Source organism: Rhizobium sp. BK602 (assembly GCF_014195095.1).
Classification (GTDB): Bacteria; Pseudomonadota; Alphaproteobacteria; order Rhizobiales; family Rhizobiaceae; genus Rhizobium.
The window spans coordinates 231,724-249,513 of the sequence record NZ_JACIBC010000004.1 but is presented as its reverse complement, the minus strand read 5'-3'; the positions used below and the strand labels follow the sequence as shown (position 1 = coordinate 249,513).

17 protein-coding genes are annotated in these 17,790 nt (G+C 62.5%); 15 read left to right on the top strand and 2 right to left on the bottom strand.

Annotated elements, in window-relative coordinates; all coding sequences use genetic code 11:
• Positions 1–124: 124 nt before the first annotated feature.
• The 6 genes from FHX11_RS14880 to FHX11_RS14855 all read left to right on the top strand — a co-directional run bounded on the left by FHX11_RS14880 (position 125) and on the right by FHX11_RS14855 (position 6,108).
• Positions 125–1,063: a hydrogen peroxide-inducible genes activator gene (locus FHX11_RS14880; protein WP_184358416.1), complete on the top strand. Its 939-nt coding sequence runs from the start codon at positions 125–127 to the stop codon at positions 1,061–1,063.
• A gap of 195 nt (positions 1,064–1,258) precedes the next feature.
• Complete coding sequence (locus FHX11_RS14875) at positions 1,259–2,404, top strand: extracellular solute-binding protein (protein ID WP_184358415.1); 1,146 nt, start codon at positions 1,259–1,261, stop codon at positions 2,402–2,404.
• On the top strand, positions 2,404–3,297 hold the full coding sequence (locus FHX11_RS14870; RefSeq protein WP_184358414.1) for an ABC transporter permease subunit: 894 nt from the start codon (positions 2,404–2,406) through the stop codon (positions 3,295–3,297). The genes FHX11_RS14875 and FHX11_RS14870 overlap by 1 nt, the downstream gene beginning before the upstream one ends.
• A complete protein-coding gene (locus FHX11_RS14865) occupies positions 3,294–4,136 on the top strand; it encodes an ABC transporter permease subunit (protein ID WP_184358413.1) in 843 nt (280 codons plus the stop codon). Before FHX11_RS14870 ends, FHX11_RS14865 begins: the two co-directional genes overlap by 4 nt.
• Positions 4,137–4,187: 51 nt before the next feature.
• Positions 4,188–5,267 carry an ABC transporter ATP-binding protein gene (locus FHX11_RS14860; protein ID WP_184358412.1) on the top strand — a complete coding sequence of 360 codons (1,080 nt, stop codon included), beginning with the start codon at positions 4,188–4,190 and terminating at the stop codon, positions 5,265–5,267.
• Complete coding sequence (locus tag FHX11_RS14855) at positions 5,260–6,108, top strand: glycerophosphodiester phosphodiesterase family protein (RefSeq protein ID WP_184358411.1); 849 nt, start codon at positions 5,260–5,262, stop codon at positions 6,106–6,108. The genes FHX11_RS14860 and FHX11_RS14855 overlap by 8 nt, the downstream gene beginning before the upstream one ends.
• A gap of 46 nt (positions 6,109–6,154) precedes the next feature.
• On the opposite strand, the gene FHX11_RS14850 is transcribed toward FHX11_RS14855, so the two are convergent.
• Positions 6,155–6,979, bottom strand: coding sequence for an inositol monophosphatase family protein (locus FHX11_RS14850; protein ID WP_184358410.1), 825 nt, complete (start codon positions 6,977–6,979; stop codon positions 6,155–6,157).
• A gap of 103 nt (positions 6,980–7,082) precedes the next feature.
• Positions 7,083–7,994, bottom strand: coding sequence for a LysR substrate-binding domain-containing protein (locus FHX11_RS14845; protein WP_184358409.1), 912 nt, complete (start codon positions 7,992–7,994; stop codon positions 7,083–7,085).
• A 268-nt stretch (positions 7,995–8,262) separates the two neighbouring features.
• Between FHX11_RS14845 and FHX11_RS14840 the strand changes: the two genes are divergently transcribed.
• From FHX11_RS14840 to FHX11_RS14800, 9 genes are all read left to right on the top strand, one after another.
• A complete protein-coding gene (locus FHX11_RS14840) occupies positions 8,263–9,111 on the top strand; it encodes a transporter substrate-binding domain-containing protein (protein WP_184358408.1) in 849 nt (282 codons plus the stop codon).
• An 84-nt stretch (positions 9,112–9,195) separates the two neighbouring features.
• Positions 9,196–9,906, top strand: coding sequence for an aspartate/glutamate racemase family protein (locus FHX11_RS14835; RefSeq protein WP_184358407.1), 711 nt, complete (start codon positions 9,196–9,198; stop codon positions 9,904–9,906).
• A gap of 17 nt (positions 9,907–9,923) precedes the next feature.
• The gene (locus FHX11_RS14830) at positions 9,924–10,583 is read left to right on the top strand and encodes an amino acid ABC transporter permease (RefSeq protein WP_184358406.1); all 660 of its coding nucleotides are present in this window, start codon (positions 9,924–9,926) and stop codon (positions 10,581–10,583) included.
• Between the two features lie 15 nt (positions 10,584–10,598).
• Positions 10,599–11,375 carry an amino acid ABC transporter ATP-binding protein gene (locus FHX11_RS14825; RefSeq protein WP_281411601.1) on the top strand — a complete coding sequence of 259 codons (777 nt, stop codon included), beginning with the start codon at positions 10,599–10,601 and terminating at the stop codon, positions 11,373–11,375.
• Positions 11,376–11,575: 200 nt separating this feature from the next.
• Complete coding sequence (locus tag FHX11_RS14820) at positions 11,576–12,847, top strand: FAD-binding oxidoreductase (RefSeq protein WP_184358405.1); 1,272 nt, start codon at positions 11,576–11,578, stop codon at positions 12,845–12,847.
• A 107-nt stretch (positions 12,848–12,954) separates the two neighbouring features.
• The gene (locus tag FHX11_RS14815; RefSeq protein WP_184358404.1) at positions 12,955–13,680 is read left to right on the top strand and encodes an aspartate/glutamate racemase family protein; all 726 of its coding nucleotides are present in this window, start codon (positions 12,955–12,957) and stop codon (positions 13,678–13,680) included.
• A 635-nt stretch (positions 13,681–14,315) separates the two neighbouring features.
• Positions 14,316–15,020: a carbonic anhydrase gene (locus tag FHX11_RS14810; protein WP_184358403.1), complete on the top strand. Its 705-nt coding sequence runs from the start codon at positions 14,316–14,318 to the stop codon at positions 15,018–15,020.
• A 4-nt stretch (positions 15,021–15,024) separates the two neighbouring features.
• On the top strand, positions 15,025–16,551 hold the full coding sequence (locus FHX11_RS14805; RefSeq protein ID WP_184358402.1) for a SulP family inorganic anion transporter: 1,527 nt from the start codon (positions 15,025–15,027) through the stop codon (positions 16,549–16,551).
• Positions 16,552–16,813: 262 nt separating this feature from the next.
• Complete coding sequence (locus FHX11_RS14800; RefSeq protein ID WP_184358401.1) at positions 16,814–17,782, top strand: aliphatic sulfonate ABC transporter substrate-binding protein; 969 nt, start codon at positions 16,814–16,816, stop codon at positions 17,780–17,782.
• Positions 17,783–17,790: the final 8 nt, after the last annotated feature.

Sequence of the window (17,790 nt, the reverse complement as noted above, 5' to 3'; positions counted from 1 at the left end):
CGTCATCGGCCATGGTAGCGACCGGATATGACAGTGACGCTTCTCATCTCTGCTTCGAACACCATAGCCAAGCCTTTCCATTAATTTAAGTTGGATTTACTGATTGCCGCGATAAGATAAGGTTATGATGAACCTTACACTCAAGCAGCTTCGCTATTTCGAGGCTTTGGCACGGCACGGTCACTTCGGACGCGCGGCGGATGTCTGCGCGATCTCGCAGCCTGCTTTGTCGATGCAGATCAAGGAACTGGAGGAATCGCTGGGCACGGAGCTCTTCGAAAGAGGCGCGCGCCAGGTCCGGCTCACCAGTTTCGGAGAGGCCTTCGCGCTGCGTGTTCGCGGCATCCTGCGCTCCGTCGACGAGCTGGAGGACCTGGCGCGCGCCTCGCAGGACAGGCTGGTGGGGAGGCTGCGGATCGGCGTCATCCCGACGATCGCTCCCTATCTGCTGCCCGCCATCATCGGCAACCTCACCCGCATGCATGACGGGCTCGACATCCATGTCCGCGAGACCTTGACCTCGAAGCTCGTGCAGGAACTGGCGGAGGGCCGGCTCGACGCGGCTATCGTCGCGCTGCCGGTCTCCGAGCCGGCCCTCACCGAGGTCGCGCTGTTTTCGGAGAATTTCGTGCTGGTCCGGCCGAGCGAGGACGAGGGCAAGCCGGTGCCCAATCGCGAGGCGCTGCGCGAAATGCGGCTGCTTTTGCTGGAGGAGGGCCATTGTTTCCGCGAGCAGGCGCTGTCCTTCTGCAACGTGCCGTCGGCACCGCGCGAATTGATGGACGGCAGTTCGCTGTCGACGCTGGTACAGATGGTCAGCGCCGGGATCGGCGTCACCCTCATTCCGGAAATGGCGGTGGCGGTGGAGACACGCTCGGCCTCGGTGTCCGTCGCCCGCTTTCAGAACCTGCAGCCCTCGCGCACGATCGGCATGATCTGGCGCAAGACAAGCCCGCTGGCCAAGCAGTTTCTCGAGATCGCCGAAGTGGTGCGCAACTCGGCCAATGCGATGCGTGAGGCGCATGATTCCATCATCCTGACCGGCGATTCCGTCCAAGGCTGATCGCCGTCGCCGCGATCGGGTTTGCGGCGCCGCGACTATCCATTTTTGGTCGAAGAGTGGTCGAATTAGCCATATTACGCCGTCCGCCGGGGCAAGGTGCCGATCCTGCCCGCTCTGTCACAGGGCTGTCATGCGCCGGCGTTAGCAGGGCCCATCCAGCGCAGTCGCGCGCAAGTCAAGAGATGGAGAAGGCCCATGAACAGGCGCGAATTTCTCATCACGTTTTCCGCGGCCGCAGGTGCCCTGGCGGTGCCGCGCCTGGCTTTTGCCACCGGCGAGGTCATCAACCTCTACAGCGGCTCGGATCAGAACATCATCGACTTCTGGAGCAACATCGTGCTGCCGGCCTTTGCGAAGGCCTATCCGGATCTCGGCGTCAAGGTCACCGATGCCGGCGACAATAACGGCCTTCGCGCCATCGCCGACCGGGCTCTCGCGGCTCTCCAGACCAAGACCGATCCGCAGGCCGACATGTTCGAGCATTTCAATCCGCGTCTGCCGACGGGCGGCGCCGATGCCGGGCTTTGGGTAAAGCTGTCGGCGGCAAACATTCCCGGCTTCGATACTGTCAATCCGCTGGCCAAAGACAGCGAGTTTTCTCTGCCCTATCGCGGATCGCAGGTCCTGCTCGCCTATGACAAGACCAGGCTCGATCCGGCGCAGGCGCCGAAGAGCTGGGAGGCGCTCGTCGCCTGGATCAAGGCCAATCCGGGTCAATTCATCTATAACCGCCCCGACAAGGGCGGTTCGGGCGGCAATTTCGTCCGCCGCGCCATCCATGAGGTCAATGGCCGCGACCTGAAGAAATTCACCGTCGACAATTATTCGGCCGCGGCCGGCGAGGCGATGCTGACGCCGGCATGGAAACTTCTCGCCGACCTTGCTCCCTCGCTCTACGACCACGGCGCCTATACGGCCGGCAACACCCAGTCGATCCAGTTGCTTGCCCAGGGCGTGGTCACGATGACGCCGGTCTGGTCGGATCAGGTGTTGCAGGCGATTTCGCAGGGCGTCTTGCCGGAGACGACAGGTCTCGTGCAGCTCACCGATCTGGCGCTGTGCGGCGATTTTTCCCGCATGACGGTCTTCTCGAACGGTGCCCACAGGGATGCGGCGCTGAAGCTCGCGGCCTTCATGCTCACCAAGGAGATGCAGGAAGCCATCATCACCGAGATCGGTGGTTTCCCTGGCATTTCCTGGGATCATCTTTCCGATGAGCTGCGCCAGAAATATGCCGACGTCATTCCCGCCAGCATCCCCACTTTCCCGAGCGGAGATTGGGAAAAGGCCGTCAATGACGGCTGGTATCGCAACGTCGCGCCGAACATCAGCCGCACCTGATGTCCGACGTCGCGGCAAGGGCAGCGCCGGCGCGTGTACATGCGTCGGAATGGAGCGGAAAGCTCGTGGGGCTGGCGCTGGTCGCCGTGCCGGTCCTGCTGGTGGTCTGGCTGATCATCTATCCGATCGTCGCGGCCGTGCTGACGACGCTTCTCGTGCGCGGAGCGGACGGCGACCTCACTCTTTCCGTCGCCTCCTACCGCTTCTTCTTCACCGATGGTTACAGTCTTGCCAATCTGTTGCTGACTTTATGGACCACGGCGGTTTGCGGCGCGCTGCTGATCGCGATCGGCCTGCCGATTGCGCTTTACCTGCGCTTTTCGCGCGGGCGGCTGGCCGCCTATGTGCAGGCCCTGGCGATTTTTCCGATGTTCGTGCCGTCGATCATCCTGTCCTATGCGCTGATCCGCACCATCGGCCCGAATGGCGCCGTCGATCTGATTCTCAACGCCGTCGGCCTGCCGAAGCTTCCCACACCCTATCTGACACCCTGGGGACCGGTGATCGGTCTCGTATGGGATAATCTGCCGCTGACGGTGCTGATGCTGACGGCGGGGCTCGGCACCATCTCCAACAGTTCGGTGGAGGCGGCGCGCGATGTCGGTGCCTCGCCCTTGCGCGTCTTCGTCTCGATCATCCTGCCGCGCATGGGCAATTCGCTGCTGGTGACGGGTTCCTTCGCCGTCCTCGGCATTTTCTCGGCGTTTACCCTGCCCTACATGCTCGGGCGGGCTTCGCCGGAAATGATGGGTCCCTTCATGCAGCGCACCTTCGGCGACAACAACGATCCGCTGAATGCGCTGACCCAGGCCGTCGTGACCTTCGGCTTCTGCTTGGCCTTCGGGATTTTCTACGTGCGTTCGATCGCCAGGAACCGGGGAGGGAGCCGATGAGCGCATCCGGACTGCTGCCCCTCCGCCGGCCGTTTGCATCCCGCATGGATTGGCCCGGCATTGTCTTCGCGGTCGTCCTGACCGTGATCATCGTCCTGCCGCTTCTCGTCGTCGGCGTCTGGGCATTCAGCGAGGTCTGGCGCTACCCCGCGCTTGTCCCGCAGCAATTCGGCCTTCGTTTCTGGCACCAGACCCTTTCGCGCACCGACGTCTGGGATGCCCTTTTTCTCAGCCTCAGGCTGACGGCCACCGTCACCTTTCTATCCGCGGTCATCTGCCTACCGGCCGCCTATGCCTTTGCCCGCATGCGATTTCCGGGGCGCGATGTCCTTTTCCTGTCTTTTCTCGCCTCGCATGCCTTCCCGAAATTCGGCCTGCTGGTCGCCATCGCCGGTATCTTCCTGAAGCTTGGGTTGATCAGCACCTTCTGGGGCGTCGTGCTGATCCAGCTCGTCGGCACGCTGATGCTGATGATCTGGATTCCGGTCGCCGCCTTCCAGAATGTCGACAAGCATATGGAAGAGGCGGCGCGCGATGCCGGGGCCGGGCCTGTGCGTGTCTTCTGGTCGATCACCCTGCCGCAGGCGGCCCCAACGATCGCCGCCGCATTGCTGCTGACCTTCGTCAGCACCTTCTACGAAACCGAAGGCGCATGGCTGATCGGCGCGCCGCAAATCAAGACCATGCCCGTGCTGATGATCAATTTCATCAACAGCCAGATCGTCGTGCAATATGGCGCCGTCCTGTCGGTGATGCTGTGGGTGCCGTCCTTCATCGCCCTGATGTTTGCCCGCCGCGTGATCGGAACCGGTGCCTTTGCAAGGGGATTCGGCGCATGAGACCTCGGTGGCACTCGAATACGGGCCTCCAGGGTCCGGGAAGGGAATGACATGTCGCGTCTGACCATCAAGGGTGTCTCGAAGAGCTTCGGCGCTTCCTTCGCGGTCCACGATTTCTCGCTCGATGTGGAGGACGGGGAGCTGGTCTGCCTGCTCGGTCCTTCCGGCTCGGGAAAATCCACGCTGTTGCGTATGATCGGCGGTTTCGAGCGCCCGAGCGGCGGCTCGATCCTGATCGATGCCAGGGATGTCACCTCGCTGCCGCCGGAGAAGCGTCCGACCGGCATGGTGTTCCAGAGCCATGCCCTCTGGACGCATATGACTGTGTTCGACAATATCGCATTCGGGTTGAAGCTGCGGCATCTGCCGAAGGCCGAGATTCGCGAGAAGGTCGAAGATGCCCTCGCGATGATCGGCCTGTCTGGCTACGGCACGCGTCACACGACGCAGCTTTCCGGCGGGCAGCAGCAGCGCGTCGCGCTTGCCCGCTCGCTGGTCCTCGAGCCGAAGATCCTGCTGCTCGACGAGCCCTTCGCCAGCCTCGACCAGCATCTGCGCGAACGCCTGCGCGAGGAGGTGAAGGAAATCCAGCAGCGGCTCGGCATCACCACGCTTTTCGTGACCCACGGGCAGGATGAGGCCTTGGCGCTGGCCGATCGCATCGTCGTCATGCGCGACGGCAAGACCGAGCAGGTCGCCCCGCCGGCCGAAATCTACCGCGTGCCGCAGACGGAATTCGTCGCGGGTTTCATCGGCTCGATGAATTTCGTCCGTGGCGCCGTCGTCGGCGGACGTTTCCAGCATGCGGATTTTCCGCTCGATCTTGCGGCTGACGATGGTGAAGCCGTCCTTGCCTTCCGGCCGGAGGCCCTGTCTCTTTGCCGCTCGGAGCGCGTGGGTGCGCCCATCGTCCATCGCAGCATCGATTTCGGCACGCATCAGATCGTCGATGTCGATTTCTCCGATGGATCGCGGCTGAAGGCGATGACCCCGCCGGATCAGAGCTGGACCAGGGGCATGCGGGTGGACGCAAAAGTTGCCGCTCACTTCCTGTTCCGTGATAACAGGCTTGTGTTTCGAACAAGCGCAGAGTTGGAACAGAATGACGAAAGACGGCTCCATAATGTCTGACCGCCGCGGTCTCTTTCTTGAACTGGATGGGCATCGATGCCTGCTGAAATGGCATCGCGGACGCCGCTTCGCCGGCGATATCGCCTTCACCCGGCAGCGGATCGCCGAAGCGATGGCGATCGGTGCCAGCGCGGAAATCGATCTGCAGCGCTATGGCGACGACGGTTTCGTGGTGCTGCATGACGAGGATCTCTATCCGGCGACCACCGGCAACGGACCGGTCATCGCCGCCACGTGCGCAGAACTCGGCCGTCTGCATCTACGCGACAGGGACGGAAGCGAGACGGTGCATCCCGTACTTTCGATCGAGGATCTTGCGGCGCTGATCCGCGACGGCGAGACCTTGCCGGAGGCCGTGCTGCAACTGGACATGAAGGTGCCGTCGTCCGGCATCCGCGACAGCGATATTGCCGCTTTCGCCAGGGCGATCGCGCCGGTCGCATCGTCGGTGATCCTGTCGGCGGGAGATGCCGAGGCCGTCGAGCGGTTGTCGCGCGCCGTTCCCGACATGCCGATCGGCTATGATCCCTGCCATGATGGCGCGATCGGGCGGCTGCATGCAAGCCGGGATTTTGCCGGTTTCGTCGCCGGTGCCGTCGCGGCCTCGCCGCGGGCGCGGATGATCTATCTGGAGCACGATCTGGTGCTGTTCGCCGATGCGGAAGGATATGACCTGATCGGTGCATTCCACGCCCATGACCGGCAGGTCGATGCCTACACGATCCGCGAGGCGACGAGCACCATATTGCCGAAGGTGATGCGGTTGCTCGCGCTCAAGGTGGATCAGATCACCACGGACGATCCGGTCGGGCTGGAAGCCCTGGTGCTGGCGGGCGAATAATCGTCGCGAAGGTGAAAAAGGGGCTGTCATGCCCCTTTTCCTGGTCTCATCGCAGGCCGGCAAGCAGCCAGGGATGAATGGCCTTGTTGGCTGTCAATATGTCGCCATTGCTGCGAACCGGCCCGCCTGCAAAGGAGGTCGTGATCCCGCCGGCTTCCTCGACCAGCAGCACCGAAGCGCCGTAGTCATGCAGCGAGAGCCCGTCCTCGAAGAAACCGTCGAGGCGGCCGCAGGCGACATAGGCGATGGACAGCGCCGCCGATCCCAGGCGGCGCACGCCGGCCGTGTTGGCCATCAGTCGCCGCAATGCGGCGAAATAGGTCTCCTCATCCACGGATTTGACCTGGCCCGGAATGGGCAGGCCCGCGCCGATCAGCGTGTTTGGAACATCGCCATTGTCGACGCAGCGGATTTGCTCGCCGTTCAGATAGGCACCAAGGCCGGCCTCGGCGCTGAAAAGTTCATCCAGCATGGCATCGTAGACGACGCCGACGACCACCTTGCCCAGCTCGACGATCGAAATGGTCAGGCCGAAATGCGGTATGCCCCAGGCATAGTTGGTCGTCCCATCGATCGGATCGATGACGATGATGGGGGCCTCGCCGGCAGCCTTGCGGTCCCCCACCTGCTCCTCGCCCTGGATGGCATAATCGGGGAAGGCCCTTGCCAGTCTGGAGACGATCGCACGCTCGACCGCGACATCCATTTCGGTCTGGTAGTCGCGTGGAGCCTTTGCAACGAGATCGTCATCCTTGCGGCGGCGGATGCCGTCACGCGCCAGACGGCCGCCTTCAAGTGCTGCTTCGGCAAGGAGGCGCAGGCGGGAGGAGGCGGAGGGGGAGAGATAAGCGGTGGCGGAGATATCGGACATGTGGGCCTGTGAAAGCGAGGAATGAGAAACGCGGGACAATAGGCAGCTTCCCATGATGTTCATATGACACCGCCGTGGATCTCCGCCTCACCGGGATGGGCGGTCAGCCGGCGAGGTTATTTGCGCGCTCCCTGGCGGTCTCGCGCAGGAACCAGTTGCGAAAGGCGGCGGCGTTCTCGCTCTGCGTCTCGCGTTCGGACTGCACGATCCAATAGGCTTCGCCGGAGCGCACCGGTGGACCGAAAGGGGTGTGCAGCTCTCCGCGCTCGATTTCGCGTTTGACAAATTGCGGCGGCACGACCGCCAGGCCGATGCCGTTGACGGCCGCCTGGATCAGCAGTTCGCTCGAATTGAACCTCGCGCCCTGAATCTGTCCGCTGTAGCTGAGCTTGGAGGCACGCAGCCAGAGAAGCCAGAGACTGGGCCGGCTGGCATTCTGCAATATCGGATATCGGGCAAAATCCAGCGGGTCATGGTTGGCTTCGGGGGCGACGACGCTTGGCGAGGCGACGACGACGAGTTCTTCGTCGAAGAGGAGGTTGGCGCGCGCGTCAGGCCATGTGCCGAAACCGCGCATGATCGCGATGTCGATGCGGTCGGTCTCGAAATCGACTTCGCCGCCGATGGTCGTGACCTCGATCGGAATCTCGGGGTGATCCGTCAGGAACCGGCCCAATCGCGGGATGAGCCATCGGGTTTCCAAGGTCGGCGGCGCTCCCACCATGAGCGATGTATCGACCTTGCGGCCGCGCACGGCATCGATCGAGACTTCCTCCAACCGATCGAGGCTCTGGGTGATTTCCAGGAAATATTTGCTGCCGATGCTGGTCAGTGTCAGGCGCGAGCCCACGCGTTCGAACAGCCGTATGCCGAGCAGCGTCTCGAGATTCTGGACCTGCCGGCTGATGCCGCTCTGGGTCATGGCGAGCTCTTCGCCTGCTTTCGTGAAGCTGCGGTGGCGGGCGGCGGCTTCGAAAGCCTGGAGTGCAGACAAGGAGGGAAGAAAGCGCCGCATCAAGGTTTTCCGATATTCGTCATAACGATTACTCATGACGAACTGACTTTTCAAGTTTTGCCTTTTGCCGCGTTTCGATCCACAAATTGTGCCTTCGCCGCGCGTGCACATAAAATAGTCAAAGCATGAAACGGTCCATGCGAATGCCCAACGGGCTGGTGTCCGCTCCGTCTTGACGATCTGGGAGTCAACGGAACGGCGGCTCGAAGGCTTTGGCGCCTGCGTTGAAGCAACATGCGTGATGTCGAGCATAATAAGGGGAACAAGAATGATGAACAGACGAGATTTTGCCGGTCTGATGGGCCTTGCGGCAACCGGGGCGGCCGCGGTCGCGCTGGCCACGCCGGCGGCCGCGCAGACTGCCGCCTATGAATCCACCTTCGACAAGGTTCGCCGCACGAAGAAACTTCGCGTTGCCGGCATTCCCGGTACCGAACCCTATTATCACAAGGACCTGGCCACCGGTCAGTGGTCGGGTTTCTGCATCAGCATGGCCCAGGATCTGGCCAAGGTCCTGGAGGCCGAGGTCGAGATCAGCGAGACGACCTGGGGCAATGCCGTGCTGGACCTGCAGGCCAACAAGATCGACATCATGTTCGGTCTCAGCCCGACGCCGAGCCGCGCCCTGGTCGTGGAATTCACCCGCCCGATCATGAACAATACCTTCACCCTGGTTGCCCGTCCGGGTGTCGAGGGAAAGACCTGGGAAGATTTCGACAAGCCGGAGGTTCGCGTCGCCGTCGATATCGGCTCGTCGCAGGATCTCTTTGCCCGGCGCGCGCTGCCCAAGGCGACGCTGGTCGCGCTGAAGACCTTCGACGAGGTGACGATGGCGCTCGTGTCGGGACGCGCGGACGTTTCCGTCCAGGTGGCGATGAACTCGCTTGCGACCGTCAAGAAGAACCCGAAGATCGGTTCGATCATCGTTCCCTCGCCGATCAGCGCACAGCCGACCTGTGCCGGCGTGCGTCCCGATCCGGACGGGCGCTTCCTGCGCTTCGTCGACAACTGGCTCGAATATAACCGCGCTCTCGGCGCGCTGAAGGGCTGGATCTTGTCGAGCCTCGATCTTGCGAACATCAAACCGGAGGATATCCCCTCCAGCCTGACGTTCTAAGCCGGGACCGTCGCCCGCCGGAATTGGCGGGCATCTCTTCCCGAGGCATTGTGGGCCGATCGGCCGAATTCCGGATGGACGAACATGCAGGTCAGCGGTATGCCCCCTCTGGGGATCATCATGCTCGATACCAGTTTCGAGCGTCCGCCCGGAGATGTCGGCAATGCCGCGAGCTGGCCGTTCCCCGTGCTCTACCGGACGGTCAGAGGCGCGATGGCGCGTGCGGTGGTCGAGGGCCGGGAAGAGGCGCTTCTCGATGCGTTCGTGGAGGCCGGCGAGGAACTGAAACGGCAGGGTGCCGTGGCGCTGACGACATCATGCGGTTTTCTCGTCCTGCGGCAATCCCGCCTGGCCGCCCGCCTGTCCCTGCCTCTGGCAACCTCGAGCCTGATGCAGATCCCGAGCGTGCAGCGCCTGCTGCCGGGAAAGCAGCGGGTCGGCGTCATAACCTATGATCGCGATGCGCTGACGGCGAAGCATTTCGAGCAGGCGGGCGTGACCGAGCCCGTTCCGGTCGCCGGCCTGCCGAAGGGCGGGGCGTTTCACAGCGTCATCGAGGGCGGCAGGCCCTATGAGAGGGGTGAGCTCGAGACGGAGCTGCTGGAGATCGTGGAGACGCTGATCCTGCGTGAACTGGATATCGGCGCGATCGTGCTGGAATGCACCAATCTGCCGCCGTTCTCGCACAGCATCTCCCAGCGCTTCGGCCGGCCCGTATTCGACATCCTGACGCTTGGAAGATGGCTATATGCGAGTGTTTGCCCGTTCGGATCACCGGCGGCACAAGAAAGATAAAAGGGGTTGGCGCATAGATGCATTACGATTGGGATTTCGGCTTCCTGCTGCAGTATAAAGGGCTGATCTGGGTCGGCGCGCTCTACACGATCGGCTTCACGATCTGCACCGCCGTTTCGGGTCTCGCCGTGGGTTGCGTGGTCGCACTCGCCAACCTGTCGCGGGCGCGGATCATAAACGCGATCATAACCGGCTTCATCGAGATATTCCGCTGCACGCCGGTGCTCGTCCAGCTCGTCTGGTGCTACTACGCGCTTCCGATGCTGACCGGTATCGAGCTGTCCCCCGCCGTTGCCGCCTTCATCACGCTTACGCTCTACGGGGCATCCTTCTATGGCGAGATCATTCGCGGCGGCATCATCTCCGTCGATCTCGGCCAGTGGGATGCGGGGCGGGCGCTGGGAATGCGCCGCCACCAGCTCATGAAGCGGATCATCATGCCGCAGGCGCTGAAGCGCATGGTGCCGCCATTGGTCAATCAGACCGTATTGCAGCTCAAGAATACCTCGCTGCTTTCGGTCCTCGCCGTTCCCGATCTTCTCTATCAGGGCCAGCTCATCACCTCGGCGAGCTACCGGCCTCTGGAAACCTATACGATGATCGCGGTCATCTATTTCGTCATTCTCTTTCCGCTCACGCGACTGGCCCGTCTTCTCGAGGCCAGGGTGGCCGGATAGGCTAGGAAGGATCGCATGTCAGAGACCAAGATGATCGAGCTTGTCGGCGTGAAGAAGTCCTTCGGCCACCTCGAAGTTCTGAAAGACATCACGCTGAGCGTCGACAAGGGCAGCGTCGTTGCGCTGATCGGGCCGAGCGGATCGGGAAAATCGACGCTGTTGCGCAGCATCAATCTGCTGACCGTGCCGGATGAGGGCTTCATCCGGGTCGGCGATCACGCCAAGGATTTTTCCAAGCCCTATTCCGTTCCGCGCGACCGCGAGCTGGCGGCTTTTCGCGCGCGCACCGGCATGGTCTTCCAGAGTTTCAATCTCTTTCCGCATATGAGCGTGGAGGAGAATGTGATGGAAGGCCCCGTGACGGTTCTGGGGGTTGCCAAGGCGGAAGCGCGCATCCAGGCGCGCGAGCTGCTGGCCAAGGTGGGGCTCGCCGACAAGGCGCAGGCAAGGCCCGACAGCCTGTCCGGTGGGCAGAAGCAGCGCGTCGCGATTGCGCGGGCGCTGGCGATGAAGCCGGAAGTGATGCTTTTCGACGAGGCCACCTCGGCCCTGGACCCGGAGCTGGTGGGTGAAGTCCTGGCGGTGGTGCGCTCTCTAGCGGCCGAGGGCATGACCATGCTGCTCGTCACCCATGAGATGGCATTTGCGCGCGACGTCGCCGACCGCGTGATCTTCATGCGCGACGGTTGCGTGGTGGAAGAAGGCCCGGCGCGGCAGGTGATCGAAAATCCTTCGCATCCGGCGACGCAGAGCTTCCTCAGTCATTTTCACGGGGGGCTTGGCCTCCCCTAAAAACGAATGCAGTTCAGCCGAAAACGATGACCTGCCCGCAATTCGCGGCGCGGAACGGGTCGCGTTGCGCCCTGCGAAAAGCATGGATGTCCCATGAAGAATGATCATGAAGAGCCCGGTTTTCGAGTTTCGGCTTTGCCGGAGGTGGAATGAAAAATGCGAATGGAAATAGGCAGGATGAAAGCGAAGGACGGTACCCGATGACGTCGGAACCGAAGCATATCGCCGTCATCGGAGGGGGGATCGTCGGCGCTTGCAGCGCGCTCGCTCTGGCAAGGGCCGGGCAGCGCGTCACCCTGCTGGAACCGGGCGAGCCGGGCGGCATGCAGGCGGCGAGCTATGGTAATGGCGCCTTCCTGAGCCCGGCCTCGATCATCCCCATGTCCATGCCGGGTCTTTGGAGGAAGGTGCCGGGCTATCTTCTCGATCCCAACGGTCCGCTGACGATCCGCTGGCGCCATCTCGCGCGGCTGACGCCGTGGCTCCTGCGCTTTATCCAGTCTGGCCATTCGCTCGGAAAAGTAAGGCGCACCGCCTCCGTGCTCCGCGAGCTCGTCGGCGATTCCCCGCTTCGCCACGCCGCGCTTGCGGCCAGCTGCGGACATCCGGAACGAATCCGGCGTGACGGGCTGATCTACGCCTATCCCGATCGCGCCGCCTTCGAGGCGGACGGCCTGGCATGGCGGCTGCGGCGTGAAAACGGGGTTTCCTGGCGCGAGCTTTGCGCAAGCGAACTGCATGAGATGGAGCCGGCGCTGGACGCTTCCTATGCCTTCGCGGCCTTCGTCGAGGCTGGGGGCCATTGCACCGATCCCGGCGCTTATGTCGCGGAGATCGTCACGCAGGCGAAGCGCGAGGGTGTTGCCGTCATGAGGGCCGAGGCAAGGGATTTCGCATTTGCCGATCGCCGGCTGAAGGCCGTCCTGACCGATACCGGAACGATTGCCTGCGACGCAGCCGTTATCGCCGCCGGCATTCATTCGCGGGTGCTGGCGAAACGTGCCGGCGACCGGGTGCCGCTGGAAAGCGAGCGCGGCTATCACGTCGAACTTTCAAGCCCGGCCATCGTGCTGCGCCGTCCGGTGATGCCTTCCGACGGCAGGATGGCAAATGTCATGACGACCGGCGGCTTGCGCGCGTCCGGCCAGGTCGAACTGGCAAGCACCGACGCCGGCCCAGACTGGAGGCGGGCCGACATTCTGTGCGAGCACCTGCTGCGCACCTATCCTGGTCTTGCCGGAGGAAAGGCGGATGTCAGGATTTCGCGCTGGTACGGTCATCGCCCGTCGACGCCGGACGGCCTGCCCGTCATTTCGCGTTCCTCCGCGAGCGACGATGTCGTCCATGCCTTCGGACACGGTCATATCGGCCTCTCCGCCGGGCCTATCACGGCGGAGCTGGTCACCAGTCTCATCACCGGCAAGGCGCCGCCTTTCGATCCCACGCCCTTCGCCGCCGCCCGCTTCCGATAGGGCGGTTTGAGCGGCATCGGGCAAATGCGCGGAGGGGGCAGCTGCTCGGTTTCGTCGAGTGAATGTCCGCCTCGGCGAAACGACCACAACGGACAATGGAGACGACCATGCTTATGAAAGGCGGATTCACCAATTACGGTCAGGACATCGGCATTCTCATGCTCGATACGGTCTTTCCCCGTCCGCCCGGCGATATCGGCAATGCCTGTTCCTATGATTTTCCGGTGAGATACAAGACCGTCAAGGGCGCGTTTGCAAAGAGGATCATGGGCGACCACCCCGACGCGGCGCTGATCGCTCCCTTCATCGAGGCGGCGCGGGAACTCGAGGCCGAGGGCGTGAAGGCGATCACCACGAGCTGCGGCTTTCTGGCGCCGTTCCAGAAGCAGATCGCGGCGGCGGTCGATATCCCGGTCTTCACTTCCGCCCTGCTGCAAGCTCCGCTCATCCACGCAATGCTGCCGCCAGGCAAGATCATCGGCGTCTTCACCGAGCGCGCCCATCACATGAATGACAGGCATTTCCAGGGCGTGGGCTGGTCGATGGAAACCATTCCGACGCAGATCCAGGGCATGAAGCCGGACGCGCAGTTCCCGGCCACCTATATCGGCGGACGAACGGAATTGGACACGGACATATTGAAGGACGAGATGCTTGCCATGACGCGGGAGTTCATGGAGACATGTCCCAATCCCGGAGCCATCCTGTTCGAATGCACGAATATGTGCCCGTTCACCTCCTTCGTGGCGGAAGAATCCGGCCTGCCGGTCTTCGACATCAATACCCTCATCAACACCTTCTACCGCGCCGCCAATCCCCGGCGGTATCTTTGAGACACTTGCAAAATGTGTTTCGAGCGGCCTCGGCGATATGCCGAGGCCGATTGGCATCTACCATCGATGCCACCGGCCTGCTGTCTCGTTAAGTAAGGTATATCTTACCAATAAGGACGTCGATCGAGCCGTTGCAGCCTCGGTGGCGAGTTTCCTAAACGCAATTGCAGCATCGGCATCCGGGCCCGAAGCCGATGTCCCGGCGATGATCGACGGACATGGCCAGGATAGCTTTTCTCGTCGCCATGCCTGGGGCAGGTGGATACGGAATGATCGGCTCATTCGTCCATTGCGTGAAGTGTTGCTTGATACTCTGTATAGTTGTTATTGAATCAACGCATTGCAATCATTGAAAAATTTCAGGATCGCGGCAAGAATCCGCATCGCACCGCCCTTGCTCCGGCAGCCAACCGCCATTTGCCGCGCCGTAGAACGGGGTTCTGCGGATCAAGCGAAATTATCTCACAATATGCTCACATTCTTTTGACTCCTTAGCGCCGTCTAATGAACGGTCCAGTCATTTTCTTCCCGGCAAGCTTTCCTATCTCGCACTTGCACAAATATGCATGTGCTAATTTGCCGGGCTAGGGTGCACCCCCAGCCTTTTGTCCGGCTCCCAACACAAGGACCAGACAATGAATGATTTGCTGAAGCGTATTTCGAGTTTTCGTGGCGCTGTCTTTCCGAACCATTCCGCTCTCTATCGCCGGCTGGCACAGGAGGGGCAGCAGCCGCAGGCGTTGATGATTTCCTGCGCCGACAGCCGGGTCATGCCGGAGACGATCACCCAGTCCGGACCGGGCGAATTGTTCGTATGCCGCAACGCCGGCAACATCGTCCCGCCCTTTTCCACCGCCAATGGCGGCGTCTCCTCGGCTATCGAATATGCCGTCGTGGCACTCGGGGTTCGCGACATCATCGTCTGCGGCCATTCCGATTGCGGCGCCATGAAGGGGCTTTGCTGCCCGGAATTGCTGAAGCCGATGCCGAACGTCGCCGCCTGGCTGAAGCACAGCTATGCCGCCCATTCGATCGTCTGCGAGGCCTATCCGGGCGATTTGCCCGAGCGCCAGAAGATACGGGCCGTGGCCATGGAAAACGTCGTCGTCCAGCTCGACCATCTACGCACCCATCCGTCCGTCGCGGCCAAGCTTGCGACCAACGATGTGACCTTGCACGGCTGGTTCTTCGATATCGAAACCGGGGAGGTGCAGGTCTATGACGGCGTTGCCGCGAGTTTTACCCAGATAGACGAGGACAGGCCCTTGCCGGTTGCGGTGACCGGTCGCGGTCATCGGCAGGTCGTGCCGCAGGCGGCCGCCGCCATCGCGGGGGAGTAGCGCCATGAACAACAATTCCACGCTATCGCGTGACGTCGCTTCGTCGCTGGTCGTCTTTCTTGTCGCCATCCCTCTTTGCCTCGGCATCGCCGTCGCGTCCGGGGTGCCCGTCGCCATGGGGCTGATCTCCGGCATCGTCGGCGGGATCGTCGTCGGCCTGCTCGCCGGCTCGCCCCTGCAGGTGTCCGGCCCCGCCGCCGGTCTTGCCGTGATCGTCTTCGGTTTTGTCGCGCAGTATGGCGTTGTCATGCTCGGCCCGGTCCTGGTCGTCGCCGGGCTGCTGCAGATCCTCGCGGGTTTCCTGAGGATCGGCTCGTGGTTCCGGGCGATCTCGCCCGCCGTCGTTCACGGCATGCTCGCCGGCATCGGCATCCTCATCATTCTCGGGCAGGTGCATGTGCTGATGGGCGCCCAGCCGGCGGCCGGCGGCATCGAGAATGTCACCGCCATGGAGAGGACGCTCGGGCGCATCTGGGGGAGCGGCCTGACCAAGGAGGCGGTCGCCCTGCTGGTGGGCCTGATCTCCCTGCTGGCGATGATCGGCTGGGAAAAATTCCGGCCGCAATCGTTGGCGCTGGTGCCCGGCGCGCTCATCGGCGTTGCCACGGGAACGGTATTGACCGCCGCCATGCAGCTGCCGATCGCAAGGGTCGAGGTTCCCGCCTCGCTGATCGACAGCATTTCGTCGCCGACGCTGGCAAGCTTCGGGCAGATGCTGCAGCCCGGCATCATCATCACCACCCTGGTCATTGCCGTCATCGCCAGTGCCGAGACGCTGCTGTCGTCGGCTGCGGTGGATCGCATGCATGACGGCGTCAGGACGCGCTTCAACAAGGAACTGTTCGCGCAAGGGATCGGCAATGCCCTGTGCGGCTTCCTTGGTGGCCTGCCGATCACCGGCGTCATCGTGCGCTCCTCGGCCAATATCCAGGCGGGGGCGCGCACGCGGGCATCGGCCGTTCTGCACGGTGTCTGGATCCTGGGGCTGGTGGCGCTCCTGCCGCAATTGCTGAGCCTGGTGCCGCTGACGGCGCTCGCAGCGGTCCTTCTCGTGACCGGATGGCGGCTGATCAGCCTTCATCACGTCCGCCATCTCTTCGATCATCACGGCTGGGTTCCGGTCGGGATCTGGGCGGCCACCGTTGCCATGGTGGTGCTACAGGATCTGCTCGTCGGCGTGGCGCTCGGCCTGGCCTTGTCGATCCTGGAGATCCTGCCCTATCTGCGGCGCAAGCTCGCCATCGACCGATTGGAAGATGCCGAAACGGTGCATCTGACGCTCGGTGGGGTCGCGACCTGCAAGGATGTGCCGGTGCTCCTCAACATGCTCGAGACGCTTCCCGCCAGCCACAAGGTGCGTATCGCCGGCGAGAATCTGCATTATCTCGATCATACCTGCGCGGAAACGCTGCGCGAATGGCTGAAGCGGCAGAAGAAGATCGGCCGTACCGTCGAGATCCAGCATCCACCCAGCGGCCGCCATCCGCGGCTGAGGCCGATTTTCGAGCGCCTGTCCGCGGAAGTCGCGTGATCTCGGTCAGGTAACTCTCCGAGCCGATGTAGCTTGCCGGGAAATGACGGGAGCGTTTCCCGGCATTTCCCGGCTGAGATCGCAGGCAATCCATGTTGAGCGTCGGATTTCGGTTGTCGCCGGCGGCATCGTCACCGCTGGTATTGAGAAAAATATTTCTACAAATTCCATAGAAATAGACATTATAGCTTTCACGTGCCGCCACCCGGTCCGTAGGCTGCCTCCAATGTCAATTGGCAATGCCAAAGAATTGGGGATCGATATGGGTTTGTTTCGTTCGGCGATGGTGGGTGTCGCCGTTGTCTTGGGGTTGGGACTTGCATCGGCTCACGCCGCCGATCTTTCGGAGATCCGGATCGATTGGGCGACTTATAATCCGGTCGGCCTTCTTCTGAAGAAGGAAGGCCTGCTGGAAAAGGAATTCGCCAAGGACAAGATCAGCATCCGCTGGGTGCAGTCCGCCGGCTCGAACAAGGCGCTGGAATTCCTGAGCGCCGGCTCGATCGATTTCGGCTCGACGGCGGGCGCGGCGGCGCTGATCGCGCGGGTCAACGGCAATCCGGTCAAGTCGATCTATGTTTACTCGCGCCCGGAATGGACGGCGCTCGTCACCCGCGCCGACAGCCCAATTTCCACCGTCCAGGACCTGAAGGGCAAGACGATCGCGGTCACCCGCGGCACCGATCCGCATATCTTCCTCGTCCGCGCCCTGGCCGATGCCGGGCTGAAACAGTCGGATGTGAAACTGGTTCTCCTGCAGCATGCCGACGGCAAGCTGGCGCTTCTGCGCGGCGATGTCGACGCCTGGGCCGGTCTCGATCCGCTGATGGCGGCGGCCGAGGTGGAAGACAAGGCGAAGCTCTTCTATCGCAAGCCGGAGAACAACACATGGGGCGTGCTCAACACCACCGAGACATTTGCCGCCCAGCATCCCGATATCGTCAAGCGGGTCATCGCCGCCTACGAGCAGGCACGTGCCGATGCGATCGCCAATCCCGAGGCACTAAAGGCGGCGCTGGTGGAAGCGGCGAAGCTGCCGGGCGCGGTCATCGCCAAGCAGCTCGAGCGCACCGATATCTCGCAATCCACCATCGGCGACCAGCAGCGCGACACGATTTCGAAAGCAGGCCTCGCGCTGCAGAGCGCCGGTGTCCTGCCCGCCGACGTCGATATCCAGAAGGTCACCAACGAGCTGATCGACGATCGTTTCGCGGTCGGCAAAACGCAGTAAGAGAGCGC

Coding starts and splice junctions, on each gene's coding strand:
- FHX11_RS14880 (WP_184358416.1), top strand. CDS start 125: ATGATGAACCTTACACTCAAGCAGCTTCGCTATTTCGAGGCTTTGGCA.
- FHX11_RS14875 (WP_184358415.1), top strand. CDS start 1,259: ATGAACAGGCGCGAATTTCTCATCACGTTTTCCGCGGCCGCAGGTGCC.
- FHX11_RS14870 (WP_184358414.1), top strand. CDS start 2,404: ATGTCCGACGTCGCGGCAAGGGCAGCGCCGGCGCGTGTACATGCGTCG.
- FHX11_RS14865 (WP_184358413.1), top strand. CDS start 3,294: ATGAGCGCATCCGGACTGCTGCCCCTCCGCCGGCCGTTTGCATCCCGC.
- FHX11_RS14860 (WP_184358412.1), top strand. CDS start 4,188: ATGTCGCGTCTGACCATCAAGGGTGTCTCGAAGAGCTTCGGCGCTTCC.
- FHX11_RS14855 (WP_184358411.1), top strand. CDS start 5,260: ATGTCTGACCGCCGCGGTCTCTTTCTTGAACTGGATGGGCATCGATGC.
- FHX11_RS14850 (WP_184358410.1), bottom strand. CDS start 6,979: ATGTCCGATATCTCCGCCACCGCTTATCTCTCCCCCTCCGCCTCCTCC.
- FHX11_RS14845 (WP_184358409.1), bottom strand. CDS start 7,994: ATGCGGCGCTTTCTTCCCTCCTTGTCTGCACTCCAGGCTTTCGAAGCC.
- FHX11_RS14840 (WP_184358408.1), top strand. CDS start 8,263: ATGATGAACAGACGAGATTTTGCCGGTCTGATGGGCCTTGCGGCAACC.
- FHX11_RS14835 (WP_184358407.1), top strand. CDS start 9,196: ATGCAGGTCAGCGGTATGCCCCCTCTGGGGATCATCATGCTCGATACC.
- FHX11_RS14830 (WP_184358406.1), top strand. CDS start 9,924: ATGCATTACGATTGGGATTTCGGCTTCCTGCTGCAGTATAAAGGGCTG.
- FHX11_RS14825 (WP_281411601.1), top strand. CDS start 10,599: ATGTCAGAGACCAAGATGATCGAGCTTGTCGGCGTGAAGAAGTCCTTC.
- FHX11_RS14820 (WP_184358405.1), top strand. CDS start 11,576: ATGACGTCGGAACCGAAGCATATCGCCGTCATCGGAGGGGGGATCGTC.
- FHX11_RS14815 (WP_184358404.1), top strand. CDS start 12,955: ATGCTTATGAAAGGCGGATTCACCAATTACGGTCAGGACATCGGCATT.
- FHX11_RS14810 (WP_184358403.1), top strand. CDS start 14,316: ATGAATGATTTGCTGAAGCGTATTTCGAGTTTTCGTGGCGCTGTCTTT.
- FHX11_RS14805 (WP_184358402.1), top strand. CDS start 15,025: ATGAACAACAATTCCACGCTATCGCGTGACGTCGCTTCGTCGCTGGTC.
- FHX11_RS14800 (WP_184358401.1), top strand. CDS start 16,814: ATGGGTTTGTTTCGTTCGGCGATGGTGGGTGTCGCCGTTGTCTTGGGG.